The following is a 15,442-nucleotide window of genomic DNA, read 5'->3' on the forward strand; positions in this document are numbered from 1 at the left end:
AACACACGTTCGAGTGAAAATTCGCAGATTGCCTTACGCCTGTCCGGGTGGAGGTGTATGAGCACTCTCACTCGGCTCCCGCTCGGTTCCCGCTCGGCCCTCGCTCCGCGGGGCCCCGCCGACTCAATTCGGTCATTACGGTAACCTCGCCGCTGGGCCGCAGGGCGTCGCACGAGGGCCGTGGGCCGGTGCGCGCCCCTCAGTGTCGCACCCGGAAGGCCCGGAATCCCGGAGTCGACGCGCCGCGACACGCGCAGGGTCCGGAATCGCCCACAACCCAAGATCTAGTGGTTGTATGTCATCGGCCACCCAGGGGTAGTGGTCCCCCGGTCCTCTGGGGGTGCCCGGATCACCTATGCTGGTGGTCGTTCCGCAGGGCCCACCGGCCCGCGGGATTCACCAGTCGTGCCGTGAGGGAGGGTCGGAACCAATGCACTGCCCCTTCTGCAGGCACCCCGACAGCCGTGTCGTCGACAGTCGCACCACCGACGACGGGACGTCGATCCGGCGTCGTCGCCAGTGCCCCGACTGCTCCCGTCGTTTCACGACGGTCGAGACGTGCTCGCTGATGGTGGTGAAGCGGTCCGGTGTCACCGAGCCCTTCAGCCGTACCAAGGTCATCTCCGGCGTCCGCAAGGCGTGCCAGGGACGGCCGGTCACCGAGGACGCCCTCGCCAAGCTCGGCCAGTGGGTCGAGGAGGCGGTGCGCGCCACCGGCAGCGCCGAGCTGACCACCCATGACGTGGGCCTGGCCATCCTCGGCCCGCTCCAGGAGCTGGATCTGGTCGCGTACCTGCGGTTCGCGTCCGTCTACAAGGCCTTCAACAGCCTGGAGGACTTCGAGGCGGCCATCGCGGAACTCCGCGTGCGGCCTCCCGCCGAGACCTCCGGGACCGGAGCGACCCCCGCGGTCCCCGTTCCCGCCACCGCCGCCGACTGATCGGCGGACCGGGCCGTCAGGGCCCGGCGACCGGCCGCCGTGCGGCCCGGCAGACGTGCCCCGGACGATCCCCCGTGACGTCCGTGGCAGCAGTACAGAACGAGTACAGAAGACGGTGCCCTGGGACTATCTGGGCGCCAAAGTGTGTTTTGCCCGTATATGGGAGGCGGCATGACAGAGACGGCGAGCGGCCCGGCACGTGGTTCCCGCACCAAGGGACCCAAGTCGGCGAGCAAGGGCCTGCGCATCGAGCGCATCCATTCCACCCCCGGCGTGCATCCGTACGACGAGGTGGTCTGGGAGCGTCGTGACGTCGTCATGACCAACTGGCGCGACGGCTCGATCAACTTCGAGCAGCGTGGCGTCGAGTTCCCCGACTTCTGGTCGGTGAACGCGGTCAACATCGTCACCAGCAAGTACTTCAGGGGCGCCGTCGGCACCCCGCAGCGCGAGACCGGTCTCAGGCAACTGATCGACCGCATCGTGAAGACGTACACGAAGGCGGGCGAGGAGTACGGCTACTTCGCCTCGCCCGCCGACGCGGAGATCTTCGAGCACGAGCTGGCGTACGCCCTCCTGCACCAGATCTTCAGCTTCAACTCGCCGGTCTGGTTCAACGTCGGCACGCCGCAGCCCCAGCAGGTCTCCGCCTGCTTCATCCTGTCCGTCGACGACTCCATGGAGTCCATCCTCGACTGGTACAAGGAAGAGGGCATGATCTTCAAGGGCGGCTCCGGCGCCGGCCTGAACCTCTCCCGCATCCGCTCCTCCAAGGAACTGCTCTCCTCCGGCGGCAACGCCTCCGGCCCGGTCTCCTTCATGCGCGGTGCCGACGCCTCGGCGGGAACCATCAAGTCGGGCGGCGCGACCCGCCGTGCGGCCAAGATGGTCATCCTCGACGTCGACCACCCCGACATCGAGAACTTCATCGAGACCAAGGTCAAGGAGGAGGAGAAGATCCGCGCCCTCCGCGACGCGGGCTTCGACATGGACCTGGGCGGCGACGACATCACGTCCGTCCAGTACCAGAACGCCAACAACTCGGTCCGCGTGAACGACACGTTCATGAAGGCGGTCGAGTCCGGCGGTACGTTCGGCCTCACCTCCCGGATGACCGGCGAGGTCATCGAGGAGGTCGACGCCAAGTCGCTCTTCCGCAAGATGGCCGAGGCCGCGTGGGCCTGCGCCGACCCGGGCATCCAGTACGACGACACGATCAACCAGTGGCACACCTGCCCCGAGTCCGGTCGTATCAACGGCTCGAACCCCTGCAGCGAGTACATGCACCTGGACAACACGTCCTGCAACCTCGCCTCGCTGAACCTGATGAAGTTCCTCAAGGACGACGGCAAGGGCCACCAGTCCTTCGACGTCGAGCGCTTCGCCAAGGTCGTCGAGCTCGTCATCACCGCGATGGACATCTCCATCTGCTTCGCCGACTTCCCCACCGAGAAGATCGGCGAGAACACCCGCGCCTTCCGCCAGCTCGGCATCGGCTACGCCAACCTCGGCGCCCTGCTGATGGCGACCGGTCACGCGTACGACTCCGACGGCGGCCGTGCCCTCGCCGGTGCCGTCACCTCCCTGATGACCGGCACCTCGTACAAGCGCTCCGCCGAGCTCGCCGCGGTCGTCGGCGCGTACGACGGCTACGCCCGCAACGCCGAGCCGCACCAGCAGGTCATGCGGCAGCACGCCGACGAGAACACCAAGGCCGTCCGCACGGGCGACCTGGACGCGCCGATCTGGGCCGCCGCCACGGAGGCCTGGCAGGACGTGATCCGCCTCGGCGCCAAGAACGGCTTCCGCAACGCCCAGGCCTCGGTCATCGCCCCGACCGGCACCATCGGTCTCGCGATGTCCTGCGACACCACCGGCCTGGAGCCCGACCTCGCCCTGGTCAAGTTCAAGAAGCTGGTCGGCGGCGGCTCGATGCAGATCGTCAACGGCACCGTCCCGCAGGCCCTGCGCCGCCTCGGCTACCCGGAGGAGCAGATCGAGGCGATCGTCGCCCACATCGCCGAGAACGGCAATGTGATCGACGCCCCCGGTCTGAAGACCGAGCACTACGAGGTCTTCGACTGCGCCATGGGCGAGCGTTCCATCTCCGCGATGGGCCACGTCCGCATGATGGCCGCCATCCAGCCGTGGATCTCCGGCGCCCTCTCCAAGACCGTGAACCTGCCGGAGACGGCCACGGTCGAGGACGTCGAGGAGGTCTACTTCGAGGCCTGGAAGATGGGCGTCAAGGCGCTCGCGATCTACCGCGACAACTGCAAGGTCGGCCAGCCGCTCTCCGCCAAGAAGAAGGAGAAGGAGAAGGACGAGGTCACCGCGAAGTCCGAGGCGACCATCCGCACGGCCGTCGAGAAGGTCGTCGAGTACCGTCCGGTCCGCAAGCGCCTGCCCAAGGGCCGCCCGGGGATCACCACCTCCTTCACCGTCGGTGGCGCCGAGGGCTACATGACCGCCAACTCCTACCCGGACGACGGTCTCGGCGAGGTCTTCCTGAAGATGTCCAAGCAGGGCTCGACGCTCGCGGGCATGATGGACGCCTTCTCCATCGCGGTCTCGGTCGGCCTCCAGTACGGCGTCCCCCTGGAGACGTACGTCTCGAAGTTCACCAACATGCGCTTCGAGCCCGCCGGCATGACGGACGACCCGGACGTGCGGATGGCGCAGTCGATCGTCGACTACATCTTCCGCCGCCTGGCGCTCGACTTCCTGCCCTTCGAGACCCGCTCCGCCCTCGGCATCCACTCCGCCGAGGAGCGTCAGCGTCACCTCGACACCGGCTCGTACGAGCAGTCCGAGGAGGACGAGGTCGACGTCGAGGCGCTGGCCCAGTCGGCCCCCCGCGCCCAGGAACTGAAGCCCGTCGCCGTCCCGGCGCCGAAGGCCGAGGTCCCGGCCCCGAAGCAGGCCCACACCTCCGCGGAGCTCGTCGAGATGCAGCTCGGCATCAGTGCCGACGCCCCGCTCTGCTTCTCCTGCGGCACCAAGATGCAGCGCGCCGGTTCCTGCTACATCTGCGAGGGCTGCGGCTCGACCAGCGGTTGCAGCTGACACCGAGCGCCTTGAAGGCGTGAAGTAGCTGTTCAGGGCGGTGGAGCCGGTATCGCGGCTCCACCGCCCTGACGCGTGTGACGCCTGGGTGACATCGCGCTCGTTCTGGACACGCATTTCGCGAGGACCTCTGCCCCGCCCGGCGCACCGGCCGACGTCTTCCACGACGTCCGTGTCCCGATCCGCCACAACGAGCACATCGCCGCCGCGGCTGCGCGGGTGGACACGGAACGCGCTCGTCGAACGGGCCGCTGGCTGGTCCGCTACGGCACCGATCGCCGCTCAGCCACCGTCGGGCTTGCCCTACTCGCCGTTGTGGGAACAGCCGACGACATCCCATCGAGAGCCGGACACCGAGGAACAGCGCACGTCGGCAATAAGTGATCTCCACCGGTACACCGGCCGGACCGCGCGGGACACGGCGTCCGACGTGGCCCGCGCGGCTGGCTGAGCGGTGGCTCATGAAGGGGACCGGCCCCGGGTCGGTCCCCTTCGTCGTGCGCGGAGTGCGCGGCGGCCCGTGGCCGAAGGCCCGGTGGCCGGGCCGAGGTCAGGGGCGGACGGAGCCGAGCAGTGCGGCGAAGGCCTGCGGGTCGGCGTCGAAGCCGTGGCTGAGGGGGTGGAACGACCAGTCGTCGGCGCCCTCGCGGACGAACTCCACGATCGTCGCCGACCGCGCGTCCGCGACGTCCGCGAAGTCGTGGACCAGGAGATCGGTGTAGCCCTCGCGGACCCGCACGCCCACATGCGCTATGTCGCCGAAGGCCAGCCGCCCCGCGCCCTGCTGGATCGCCACGCCCACCACCACGCGCGTGTAGCGCGGTGCCAGACGGTTCAGCTCCACGGTCATCGCCTCGTCGAAACCGAAGCCCTGCCCCGTACGGCTGTCGCGGTGGAGCGTGATCGTGCCGTCGGGGGAGCGGCTGCCGAAGTGCACCAACTGGGCCGGTGCCCCGTGCGGGTCGTCCGCCGTGAAGACGCCCGCGACCAGGTCGAGGTCGTGGGACGGCGCGCCGGACGGCGCGGGGTCCCATTTGAGCGCCACCTCGACCCGTCCGACCCCTTTGCTGAGTCCGCTCATGGTGCTTCCCCTCTCCGCGTACGTCCCCGCGCACGCCTCCGTCGTACCGTCCGACCCGTCCGAAGCCCGTAGTCGTGAGCCGATCACTCATGGTGTCATGCGGCGGTGACACCGGACCCGGGAGCGAGGAGGAGAGCACCGCGAAGGGGCTGTGAGGAGCCGGATCTCGCCCCACGAATGGCTCGAATTCGCGCACGTGGGCGGGGGGTCGATGAACTCGCCTTGAGCGGTGGGGGACTTGGCGCACGGCCTGCTGCGGGCCTCGACGGGGTCTGCCGGGGCGGTCGTCCGCCCCGTACGATGGCGCGGTGCTGGTCAAGTGGATTCGCTGCACCGTGATGGACCGTCGAGGGTTCGAGCGGGGGCAGCGGAAATGGGCGGGGCTGCTCGGTGAGCCGGGATTCCGGGGCCAGGGCGGCGGGTGGAGCCGGGCTCGTCCGGACGTCGCCCATGTCTTCGCGTTCTGGGAGAGCCGGGCGTTCTACGACTCCTTCATGGCGCGTTCCCACGACCGGCTCGCGGCGACGCAGGCGGGCACCTTCAAGAACGCCCAGGTCAAGCTGTTCGACCACCGTTTCGACGTGAAGACGGGGTTCGAGCCGAAGTTCGCCGACGCCGACGTGGCGCGCGTCGCCCACTGCCGTGTCCACGAGGAGCGCGCGGAACACTTCGCGCTCATGCAGGAGAAGGTCTGGAACCCGGCGATGGCCGGGTCCCCGGGTATGCTCCGGGGCCTGTTCGGGGAGGCGCCGGGCAGCGAGTTCATAGTGCTGTCCCTGTGGCAGTCCGCGGCGGAGCACGGCAAGTACCGCGTGGAACGCATCGAGCGGCTGGGCCTGCGGGCCCACACCGCCGCCGACGTGGCGGCACTCGACGGCGACGTGGTGCGGCTCGAAGGCGCCTGGACGGTCTGAGGGGCCGTCCGCCGGGTCGGCCACCGGGGCACGTTCGGCCCGTGACGGACGCGCCCCTCGCCTTCACCGCCCGGCCGACCGCCGGAGGGCCGCTCGCGAGGAGCCCTCGTGGTGGTCTCGTACGACCGGGCCCCGCGCCGCCGCTCCACCGGGGACATACGCCGGATGGACTCCGGACGCCTCCTCGGTCGAGCCTGCTCGAAGACGGCGATCTAGGGTCGGGGTATGGCACGACCGCGGCGCATCGTCCTCGTACGACACGGAGAGTCCGAAGGCAATGTCGATGACACGGTGTACGAACGGGAGCCCGATCACGCCCTGAGGCTCACCGGGACGGGACGGCGGCAGGCGGCGGAGACGGGGGAGCGGCTGAGGGAACTCTTCGGGGACGAGGCGGTCAGCGTGTACGTCTCCCCGTACCGCCGCACCCACGAGACGCTCAGCGCCTTCCGGCTGGCACCGGAGCGGGTGCGTGTGCGGGAGGAGCCACGGCTGCGCGAGCAGGACTGGGGCAACTGGCAGGAGCGGGAGGACGTACGCCTCCAGAAGGCCTACCGGGACGCCTACGGGCACTTCTTCTACCGCTTCGCCCAGGGCGAGTCGGGCGCGGACGTCTACGACCGCGTGGGGGCCTTCCTGGAAAGCCTCTACCGCAGCTTCGAGGCGCCCGACCATCCTCCCAACGTCCTCCTGGTCACCCATGGACTGACCATGCGCCTGTTCTGTATGCGCTGGTTCCACTGGACGGTCGCGGACTTCGAGTCCCTGTCGAACCCCGGCAACGCCGAGACCCGGGTCCTTCTGCTCGACGAGGACGGAAGGTACCGCCTGGACCGGCCGTTCGAGCGCTGGCGGACCCCGGAACCGTACGGTCCCACCGGCTAGGCACGTCGTGCCGCCGGTCCTACAGGTGGAGAGCGGCCAGGCGGGGGAGGCGGCGGGCTATCTCCTCGGAGTCGCCGAAGTCGAAGGCCCAAGTGGGGTCCAGCGGGGGGTAGCGGATGGCTGGAGCTCCCGCGGGAGGCTCGCCGGTCGCTGTGACGTGCGCGTGCCAGGCGATGCCCAGCATGTCCTCGCACTCCAGATCGAAGCCCTCTGTAGCGGACGTGTGAACGACGGGCAGGTCCGCGAGCGTGTCCGGATCAGCGACAGCGCGTTCGAATGCGTCGTGACCCTGAGCGATCAACCAGCCGCGGAAGTAATCGAAGCCGTCGTCGGAGCACCCGCCGTTGACGGTGTAGGCGGCGGCCCACAAGGGGCTGGTGTAGGACCTGGCCATCAGATCCCACAGCACCTGCTCGGCGCCGACGATCTCCTCGCCCGGCCGGTCGGCCAGCAGCGAGGTCGCCTCGCGCGCGACGGCTTCGCTGTCGTGCGGGTCGGCCACCCGGCCTCGGGCCGCCTCGACCAGTTCCCAGAACTGCTCCTTGTCCATGTGGCGGAGCATGTCACCCGGCACTGACAGAGCGGTTCCTCCCAGCGGGCCCTGGTGAGGAGCGAGGCGCTGCCGTGGGCGTTCATGGCGTGGGTGCGTGGGTGCGTGGGTGCGTGGGTGCGTGGGTGCGTGGGTGCGTGGGTGCGTGGGTGCGTGGGTGCCGGGGCGTCCGGCGTCAGGGGCGTCCGGGGCGTCCGGGTGGGCGGGTGGGCGGGTGGTGCTCGTGCGGCGGAGAACCGGGCAGGTCGGTCGGAGTGTGCTCATGGGTTCCGGGGTGTCGTGCTGTGGCGGAGGCGAGTCGTTCCTTTCCCGGGGTACGGGTGCCGGCGCCGGTCATGAGGAGCCGCAGGACAGGCGGCGGCCTGATTCCAGAGACAGGACGCGCGTCGGCAGGTCCGGAGGCTCGTGCCGGTCGCAGTGGCCACAGGCACCACGGTCGCTGTGATCGAACAGGCCAGGCAGCACCACCTGGGTGCCAGGTGGTGCTGGATCCACCGTGACGAATTAGAGTTGCCGACCGATGACCGCTGACTCCGCATTCGACCGGCGCTTCGACCGCGCCCTGGCCAGCCTGCGCGGGCTGTCCGTGGGAGATGCCCTGGGCTCCCAGTTCTTCGTTCCCGCCCACTACCCCCTGCTGAAGCGGCGCGAGCTGCCCGAAGGCCCCTGGCAGTGGACCGACGACACCGAGATGGCGTGCTCCGTCCTCGCCGTCCTCGTCGGCCACCACCGGATCGACCAGGACGCCCTGGCCCTGTCCTTCGCCCACCACCACGACTTCGACCGGGGCTACGGCCCGGCGGTCAACCGGATGCTCCGGCTCGTCCGGGAGGGCGGCGACTGGCGGGAGCTGGCCGCCGCCCTCTTCCAGGGCCAGGGGTCCTGGGGCAACGGCGCCGCCATGCGGATCGCGCCGCTCGGTGCCTGGTACGCGGACGACCCCGAGCAGGCGACGCACCAGGCCGAGATCTCCGCGTACACGACCCATCAGCACCGCGAGGCCGTCGTCGGCGCCATGGCCGTGGCCGCCGCGGCGGCTCTGGCGGCGGCCCCCGCCGGACCTCCCACGCCCGAGGCACTGCTCGACGGGGTCATCGCCCTGGTGCCGCGCAGCGCGGTGGGCGCGGGGCTGCGCAGGGCCCGCGACATGCTCGACTACGGCGACGCGAGCACCGTCGCGGCCGTTCTCGGCAGTGGTCGCCGGACCAGCGCGCACGACACGGTTCCCTTCGCGCTCTGGTCGGCGGCCCGGCGGCTCGGTGACTTCGAGGACATGTTCTGGACCACCGCGCAGGTCGGCGGTGACGTCGACACGACCTGCGCCATCGCCGGAGGCGTGGTGGCCTCCGCCACGTCCGGTGCCCCTCCGGCGGACTGGCTGCGCCAGACCGAAGAGCTGCCGGAATGGGTCCCGGCCGTCCCTCGCTGAGGTGCGAGACGGCATTCGCGGATGCGATGTGGAGAGGGCCGGTCGGCTCTCGGTCTGGAGGCTGAGAGCTGGATCGGGTGTCGTCGATCCGTGCCGGCGGTGTGCTGATTCTCTCCGAGAGCAGGAGAGTTGAGGCCGGGATGGGTCTTGGGTAGCCGTTTCGGAATCGACTACTCTTCCGTCCCGATGGTCTTTTGATGCTCTCCAAGCATGTGTGCGGAAGCGAACAGGTGGGCATCGGTCCAGTTGATCCCTTCGGCCGGACCGTGCCCTTCCGGGGCCGTGTCGGAGCCCGTCGGGGCGGCCCCCGGGGCGGCCGGACGGAAACCGGGTATCGCACCCGGTGCCGAGCGGCGTAACCTGTCAGGCGCCATGCCGTATGAACCCCCCACCCACACTGTCGAGCGATCGATCCGAGCGACCACCGGCGCCAAGATCGTCGCCGGAGTCGACGAGGTCGGGCGCGGGGCGTGGGCCGGTCCCGTCACCGTGTGCGCGGCCGTCACAGGTCTGCGCCGACCGCCCGAGGGCCTCACCGACTCCAAGCTGATCACTCCCAGGCGACGTACCGCGCTCGCCGCGGAACTGGAGCGGTGGGTCACCGCGTACGCGCTGGGCGACGCCTCTCCTCAGGAGATCGACGAACTCGGTATGACCGCGGCCCTGCGGCTCGCCGCCGTACGGGCCCTCGAAGGCCTCCCCGTACGGCCCGACGCGGTCATCCTCGACGGCAAGCACGACTACCTCGGCGGCCCGTGGAAGGTCCGTACGGTGATCAAGGGCGACCAGTCCTGCATCGCCGTGGCCGCCGCCTCCGTCATCGCCAAGGTCCGTCGGGACACGGTCATGGCGGAGCTCGGAGCCGGGACGGAGGAGTACGCGGCGTACGCCTTCGGGGCCAACGCGGGCTACCCTTCGCCGGTCCACAAGGCCGCGCTCGAAGAGCTGGGGCCCACCGCTCAGCACCGTCTCTCCTGGTCCTACCTGGACGCCATGCCCAGGTGGAGCCATCTCAAGAAGGTCCGCCTCTCCGCCGAGGCGGCCGTGCTGGAGAGCGGGGGCCAACTCGGCTTCGACTTCTGAACTTCCGGTCGCGGGGCCCTGACCGAAGGGGCCCGTCACGCGACCGGGGCGCACATCTGTGCCCACCCGCCGATGCCTCGTGCAGCGGCGTTTGATAGACATCCACCCATGCCGCTCATCCCCGAGGAGCCTCAGATTCACGAGAGCGCCCAGGGTCCCCGCGCGACCGCGGCCACCGGCCGCCCCGCGCAGACCCCTCGTCCCGTACCCGGCCCGCGTTCCGCGGCCTCTCCCCGCCCCGGACAGCCCGTGCCGGGTCCGGCCAAGCCCGCCGCCCCCGCCCGGCGACCGCAGCCCGGTGCCGTGCCCGCCCCGGCGAACACCACGGAAAATCGTTCCGGCGGTTCGTCCGCGCCGCAGCTCCAGCTGATCCCGGCCCCCGTCGACGGTGCCCTGGACGCCGCCGAGGAGGCCCTGGACCTGCTCCTGGAGAGCGGCCGGGCCCCCGGCGAGGTCCTGGTGATCACCACCGGCGACCCGCACCCGTGGGCGACCCACGAGCTGTCCTTCGGCGAAGCCGCCTACTGGGCCCAGCAGGACACCGGTGGCGACGTCTTCTTCGCGCACGCCTCCGCCCTGGAGCGGGCCTCGTCCCGTCCCGTGGTGATCGTCGCCGTCAACGGCGGGGAGGACAGCCTCGCCGAGGCCCTGCCGTCGGCGATGGCCCGCGCGGGTGCGCTGCTCGTCGTCTGCGGCGACCCCCAGCGCGTCACCTCGCTCCTCGGAGCGGGCGCGAGCGTCTGAACGGCCGCTCCTCCGCCGGACCGTTCCGGGTCCGGCGGAGGAGGACGTCGTTCCGTCCTCGCTCCGTCCTCTGTGCCGTCAGCGTGCGGCGACCCGGCGCAACGGCTCGTTCGCACCGCTCGCGGTACGCGGTGTGTGCAGGTCCAGCTCGGCGGGTCCGTCACCGAGGGGCACGGGCGGCGAGTCGGAACTCGGGCGCCGGCCGCCCCGGCCCTCGCCGAACACCTGCCAGCCCCCTCGGGTCAGCGTGACGTAGGCACCGCAACGGAGCCCGTGCAGCGTGCAGGCGTCCCTGAGCCCCCACATCCAGGCACCGTCCTCCTCCGTCCACCGCTCGTCACCGTCACGGCAGTACAGCAGGACCGCCGTCCTGACCGGTGAGCGTCTGCGGAGGTCGTGCGGGATGACCCGGCGCAGATGCGCGAGCAGTGCGTTGCGGAACTCCCAGCCGTCCGCCGGGGCGGGGCGGCGGACGAACGAGGCACTGGCGGCGAGCCGTTCCTCGTGGTCGAGGACCGCGAGGACCGCCATGGAGGGCGTCGGCTCGTGACGTGAGTGCAGTCCGCTGACGACCTCGCGCGGGTTGCGCAGCAGGGGGATCCCCGCCGCGCTCCACTCGGAGGGTTCGAGTATCCGAGAGAGACGGCTGGCGGACTCGGACGAAGATCTGAACGAGGTTGCTGTGGGCGGAGCGAATCCGAGGGTCACGGTCCTCCCTTCGGATACGCGCCCGCACAGCGGGCAAGGTCGGGTGAGGGCGCACCACGGCACAGTCCTTCAGGGCCGCTGACGGCCGTGCGGGGCGGTTTCCCAATTCTTGCTGGCCCGTGCGCGGGCGGCAACGAGCAATTGAGGTCGCTGACGGGAATGCGTGGGTATGCCTCTCATATCCCTGCCCAGTTGCCCATTGTTCACTCCCCGTTTCCCCTCCTGTTTCACCCCTGGACGGCGAGGACCAACGGAAACACCCCGTCCGCTCCGGCCCGTCGCAGCAGTCGTGCCGCCATCGCCAGGGTCCAGCCGCTGTCCGACAGGTCGTCCACCAGCAGGACCGGCCCGTCCGCCTCGGCCAGTCGACCGGCCAGCTCGGCGGAGACCGTCAGGGTCCGCTGCAGCCCCACCACCCGCTGGGCGCTGTTCGTCCGGGACAGTTTGAGGTCCTCCGCCTCCGGCACGTACTCCACCGAACCGAGCAGGGGCATCCTGCCGATCTCGGCGATCCGTCGTCCGAGCGAGCCCACCAGCCGGGGTCTGCGGTGGGAGGCCACCGTGACCACTCCGGCGGGTCTGGCCGGGGCCTCCGGTGCCCCGGAGGCCCAGCCGCCGGGTCCCTTGGCCCAGTCGGCGAGCACATGCACGACGGCCTGCACGACATCGTCCGGCACCGGCCCGTCGGCGGCCCCGTCGGCGAGCAGCGGACGCAGCCGGTTGCCCCAGCCGATGTCCGAGAGCCGTCCCAGGGCCCGGCCGCCGAAGGACTGCTCGCCCGGCGGGATGCGGCCCTTCAGGTCGACCCCTACGGCGGCGAGCCCCGTCGGCCACATCTTCCGCGGCTCGACCTCCACGCCCGGACGGCCCAGCTCCCCCTTCGCCGCGTCGAGCGCCGCGTCGGACACCTTCGGGTCGAAACGGTTCCCCGCGCAGTTGTCGCAGCGACCGCACGGAGCGGCCTGCTCATCGTCCAACTGGCGTCGCAGGAACTCCATGCGGCAGCCCGTCGTCGCCGCGTAGTCGCGCATCGCCTGCTGTTCGGCGGCCCGCTGCCGCGCCACCCAGGCATACCGCTCCGTGTCGTACACCCAGGGCTGCCCGGTGCTCTCCCAGCCGCCCTTCACCCGGCGTACCGCACCGTCCACGTCCAAGACCTTCAGCATCGTCTCGAGACGTGTCCTGCGCAGCTCCACCAGCGGCTCCAGGGCGGGCAGCGACAGCGGCCGACCGGCTTGCGCGAGCACGTCGACGGTCCGCCGCACCTGCTCCTCCGGAGGGAAGGCCACCGAAGCGAAGTAGCGCCAGATCGCCTCGTCCTCCTGTCCGGGCAGGAGCAGCACCTCCGCGTGCTCGACCCCGCGCCCCGCACGGCCGACCTGCTGGTAGTAGGCGATCGGGGAGGACGGCGACCCGAGGTGGACGACGAAGCCCAGGTCCGGCTTGTCGAAGCCCATGCCGAGGGCCGAGGTCGCCACGAGCGCCTTCACCCGGTTCGCCTGCAGGTCCTCCTCCGCCTGCTGCCGATCCGCGTTCTCTGTGCGGCCCGTGTACGTGGACACGATGTGCCCGCACTGACGCAGATAGGCCGTGACCTCGTCCGCCGCCGCGACCGTGAGCGTGTAGATGATCCCGGAGCCCGGCAGCTCACCGAGGTGGTCCGCGAGCCAGGCCAGCCGGTGGGCGGCGTCCGGCAGTCTCACCACGCCCAGGCTCAGGCTCTCCCGGTCCAGTGGCCCCCGCAGCACCAGGGCGTCCGTGTCGACGCCCGTACCGAGCTGCTCGGCCACGTCGGCCGTCACCCGGGCGTTCGCCGTCGCCGTCGTGGCGAGGACCGGAACGCCCGGGGGCAGATCGGCCAGCATCGTGCGCAGTCTGCGGTAGTCCGGCCGGAAGTCGTGCCCCCAGTCCGAGATGCAGTGCGCCTCGTCGACCACCAGCAGCCCCGTGGCCGCCGCGAGCCGGGGCAGCACCTGATCGCGGAAGTCGGGATTGTTGAGCCGCTCGGGACTCACGAGCAGGACGTCCACCTCACCTGCGGTCACCTCCTCCTGGACGGTGTCCCACTCCTCCGTGTTGGAGGAGTTGATCGTGCGGGCGCGGATGCCCGCCCGAGCCGCCGCCTCCACCTGGTTGCGCATCAGCGCGAGCAGGGGAGAGACGATCACGGTCGGACCGCTGCCGCGCTCACGGAGCAGGGAGGTCGCCACGAAGTAGACCGCGGACTTGCCCCAGCCCGTCCGCTGCACCACCAGGGCCCGGCGCCGGTCGACGACCAGGGCCTCGATGGCCCGCCACTGGTCCTCGCGGAGTCTCGCGCGGCCCGTCGGGTCCGAGACGAGACGGGCGAGCACGGTGTCGGCGGCGGTCCTGAGGGCGGCGCGGTCTTCCGGGGCAGCTGAGTGGGTCATGGCTCCATGCAACCCGATGCCTCGGACATCGCGCGAACGAGGCGCCGATCTGTGGACAACTCGACGGGCGGCGAAAGCCTCGTTCCGGAAGTTATCCACAGGGGTTTCGGAATTCGGGAGATCACGAGACGGTCCTGACCATGAACGCGAATCGCCATGAAACCAGCGGACCTTCCCGTACCCAGCAGATCACCCTGCGCGGCCCGGCCGAACTGGCGGACGCCCTGCCGTTCGTCCTGGGCTTCCATCCCACCGACTCCGTCGTCCTGGTCGCCCTCCATGGCGAGCGCGGCCGGTTCGGCGGCCGGGTCAGGCTCGGCATCCCCCGCTCGCCCGGCGAATGGGAGTCGACCGCCGACCACCTCGCCGAATGCCTCGTCGAAGGGGACACCAGGAGCGGCGGCGCCCGGCCGGACGGCATCGTCGTCTTCCTCTGCCAGGACCCCGGGCCCGGCGAGACGGGCCGCCGGGTCATGGAGCGCCTCCGTCCCTTCGCCCAGCGGCTCCGCACCGCCTGCGGGGCCCTGGACATCCCCGTCTACGAGGCCCTCTGCATCACCGACGGCCTGTACTTCTCCTACTGCTGCCCGGACGCCCGCTGCTGCCCGCCCGACGGCACCCCGCTCGCGCTCAGCGGGACGACGGTGATGGCCGCCACCGCGACCTACGCCGGAGTACAGGTGCGGGGCTCCCTCCGGGACATGGAGAACCGGTTCAGGCCGTCCGAGGAGCCCGGTGCGGAACAGCAGCGGGCGGCGCTCGACACGACCGCCGCCTCGATCGTCCCGAAGATCCTCACCGACACCGGAGACGGGGGACGGGAAGAAGTGCGCGAGCGGACACTGACCCTCGCCCGCGAGATCCTCCGCCGATTCGCCGGCCCGAAGGACGACCCGAAGGGCCAAGGGAGCGCGAGCGCGGCGAAGAGCCCGGCGGGCCCGACCGCCCCGCCGGGCACGGTGACCGCACCGGGCACGGGCAGGCCCGGCGGCGGCACGGCGGAGCGGGACGCGGCCGACGAGGCCCTCGTCGACGCCGACGAGGCCGCCGCGCTCATCCTCGGCCTCCAGGACCGCGTCACCCGGGACCGCGCCGCCGAGTGGATGGAGGGCTGGGAGGGAGCCACGGCCCTGCGCCTCTGGCGCGTGCTCGCCCGGCGCTGCGTCACCCCCTACCAGGAACACGCCGCCGCACCCCTCACCCTCGCCGCCTGGACCGCCTGGTCGACCGGCGACGAACCGACCGCCCGGGTCGCCCTCGGTCTCGCCCTCGACGCCGACCCCGAGTACGTCTTCGCCCGCCTTCTGCACCAGGCCTGCAACGAGGGACTCGACCCGGAGTCGCTGCGCTCCTGCCTGCGGGCCGAACGGGACACCCGGTCCGAGGTGAGGGAGCCCGAGCCGTCCGCCGCGCGAGGAACCCGACTCCCCGCGCACCCGGCCCGCCCGCGGGGCACCCGCCAGACCCTCGCGAAGCCGGTGCGACGGACCGGAGGAGCACGCCGCCCCGGCGCCGGAGTCGGGCCCGGAGGCCCCGCCGCCACCCGCCCCGGGAGCGGCACCGCGAAGCCCGACGGGCAGCGCGGCAGCAGGAGCGGACGATGACGACCGTGACCCGGCCGCCCACCGACG

12 protein-coding genes are annotated in these 15,442 nt (G+C 71.1%); 8 read left to right on the forward strand and 4 right to left on the reverse strand.

The window, feature by feature from the left end; translation table 11 throughout:
* Window positions 1-430: 430 nt before the first annotated feature.
* Together nrdR and ACFXGN_RS25200 are read left to right on the forward strand one after the other, a co-directional pair.
* A complete protein-coding gene (gene nrdR / locus ACFXGN_RS25195) occupies window positions 431-940 on the forward strand; it encodes a transcriptional regulator NrdR (protein WP_384863243.1) in 510 nt (169 codons plus the stop codon).
* A 171-nt stretch (window positions 941-1,111) separates the two neighbouring features.
* On the forward strand, window positions 1,112-4,006 hold the full coding sequence (locus ACFXGN_RS25200) for a vitamin B12-dependent ribonucleotide reductase (RefSeq protein ID WP_384863246.1): 2,895 nt from the start codon (window positions 1,112-1,114) through the stop codon (window positions 4,004-4,006).
* A gap of 550 nt (window positions 4,007-4,556) precedes the next feature.
* On the opposite strand, the gene ACFXGN_RS25205 is transcribed toward ACFXGN_RS25200, so the two are convergent.
* A complete protein-coding gene (locus tag ACFXGN_RS25205) occupies window positions 4,557-5,087 on the reverse strand; it encodes a TerD family protein (RefSeq protein ID WP_384863249.1) in 531 nt (176 codons plus the stop codon).
* Window positions 5,088-5,395: 308 nt separating this feature from the next.
* On the opposite strand from ACFXGN_RS25205, the gene ACFXGN_RS25210 reads away from it, so the two are divergent.
* Together ACFXGN_RS25210 and ACFXGN_RS25215 are read left to right on the forward strand one after the other, a co-directional pair.
* Window positions 5,396-6,001 carry a YdbC family protein gene (locus ACFXGN_RS25210; protein ID WP_384863252.1) on the forward strand — a complete coding sequence of 202 codons (606 nt, stop codon included), beginning with the start codon at window positions 5,396-5,398 and terminating at the stop codon, window positions 5,999-6,001.
* Window positions 6,002-6,226: 225 nt separating this feature from the next.
* Complete coding sequence (locus tag ACFXGN_RS25215) at window positions 6,227-6,886, forward strand: histidine phosphatase family protein (RefSeq protein ID WP_384863255.1); 660 nt, start codon at window positions 6,227-6,229, stop codon at window positions 6,884-6,886.
* A 19-nt stretch (window positions 6,887-6,905) separates the two neighbouring features.
* Here the strand turns inward: ACFXGN_RS25215 and ACFXGN_RS25220 are convergent, their stop codons facing one another.
* Complete coding sequence (locus ACFXGN_RS25220) at window positions 6,906-7,436, reverse strand: DUF4240 domain-containing protein (protein ID WP_384863258.1); 531 nt, start codon at window positions 7,434-7,436, stop codon at window positions 6,906-6,908.
* 520 nt (window positions 7,437-7,956) lie between these two features.
* Here ACFXGN_RS25220 and ACFXGN_RS25225 point away from each other — a divergent pair.
* From ACFXGN_RS25225 to ACFXGN_RS25235, 3 genes are all read left to right on the forward strand, one after another.
* Window positions 7,957-8,865, forward strand: a complete 909-nt coding sequence (locus ACFXGN_RS25225) for an ADP-ribosylglycohydrolase family protein (protein WP_384863261.1) — start codon at window positions 7,957-7,959, stop codon at window positions 8,863-8,865.
* A gap of 372 nt (window positions 8,866-9,237) precedes the next feature.
* Window positions 9,238-9,948 (forward strand): ribonuclease HII, encoded by a 711-nt coding sequence (locus tag ACFXGN_RS25230; protein WP_384863264.1) that lies wholly within the window; start codon window positions 9,238-9,240, stop codon window positions 9,946-9,948.
* 108 nt (window positions 9,949-10,056) lie between these two features.
* The gene (locus ACFXGN_RS25235; protein WP_384863267.1) at window positions 10,057-10,692 is read left to right on the forward strand and encodes a hypothetical protein; all 636 of its coding nucleotides are present in this window, start codon (window positions 10,057-10,059) and stop codon (window positions 10,690-10,692) included.
* A gap of 78 nt (window positions 10,693-10,770) precedes the next feature.
* On the opposite strand, the gene ACFXGN_RS25240 is transcribed toward ACFXGN_RS25235, so the two are convergent.
* Both ACFXGN_RS25240 and ACFXGN_RS25245 read right to left on the reverse strand, forming a co-directional pair.
* Window positions 10,771-11,400 (reverse strand): hypothetical protein, encoded by a 630-nt coding sequence (locus ACFXGN_RS25240; protein WP_384863269.1) that lies wholly within the window; start codon window positions 11,398-11,400, stop codon window positions 10,771-10,773.
* 227 nt (window positions 11,401-11,627) lie between these two features.
* Complete coding sequence (locus tag ACFXGN_RS25245) at window positions 11,628-13,811, reverse strand: RecQ family ATP-dependent DNA helicase (protein WP_384863272.1); 2,184 nt, start codon at window positions 13,809-13,811, stop codon at window positions 11,628-11,630.
* Between the two features lie 140 nt (window positions 13,812-13,951).
* Here ACFXGN_RS25245 and ACFXGN_RS25250 point away from each other — a divergent pair, with 140 nt between their 5' ends.
* Entirely contained in the window at window positions 13,952-15,415 is a 1,464-nt protein-coding gene (locus ACFXGN_RS25250) for a DUF4192 domain-containing protein (protein ID WP_384863275.1), read from the forward strand.
* The last annotated feature ends 27 nt before the right edge of the window (window positions 15,416-15,442 follow it).

The organism is Streptomyces sp. NPDC059247 (genome assembly GCF_042754005.1).
Lineage (GTDB): Bacteria > Actinomycetota > Actinomycetes > Streptomycetales > Streptomycetaceae > Streptomyces.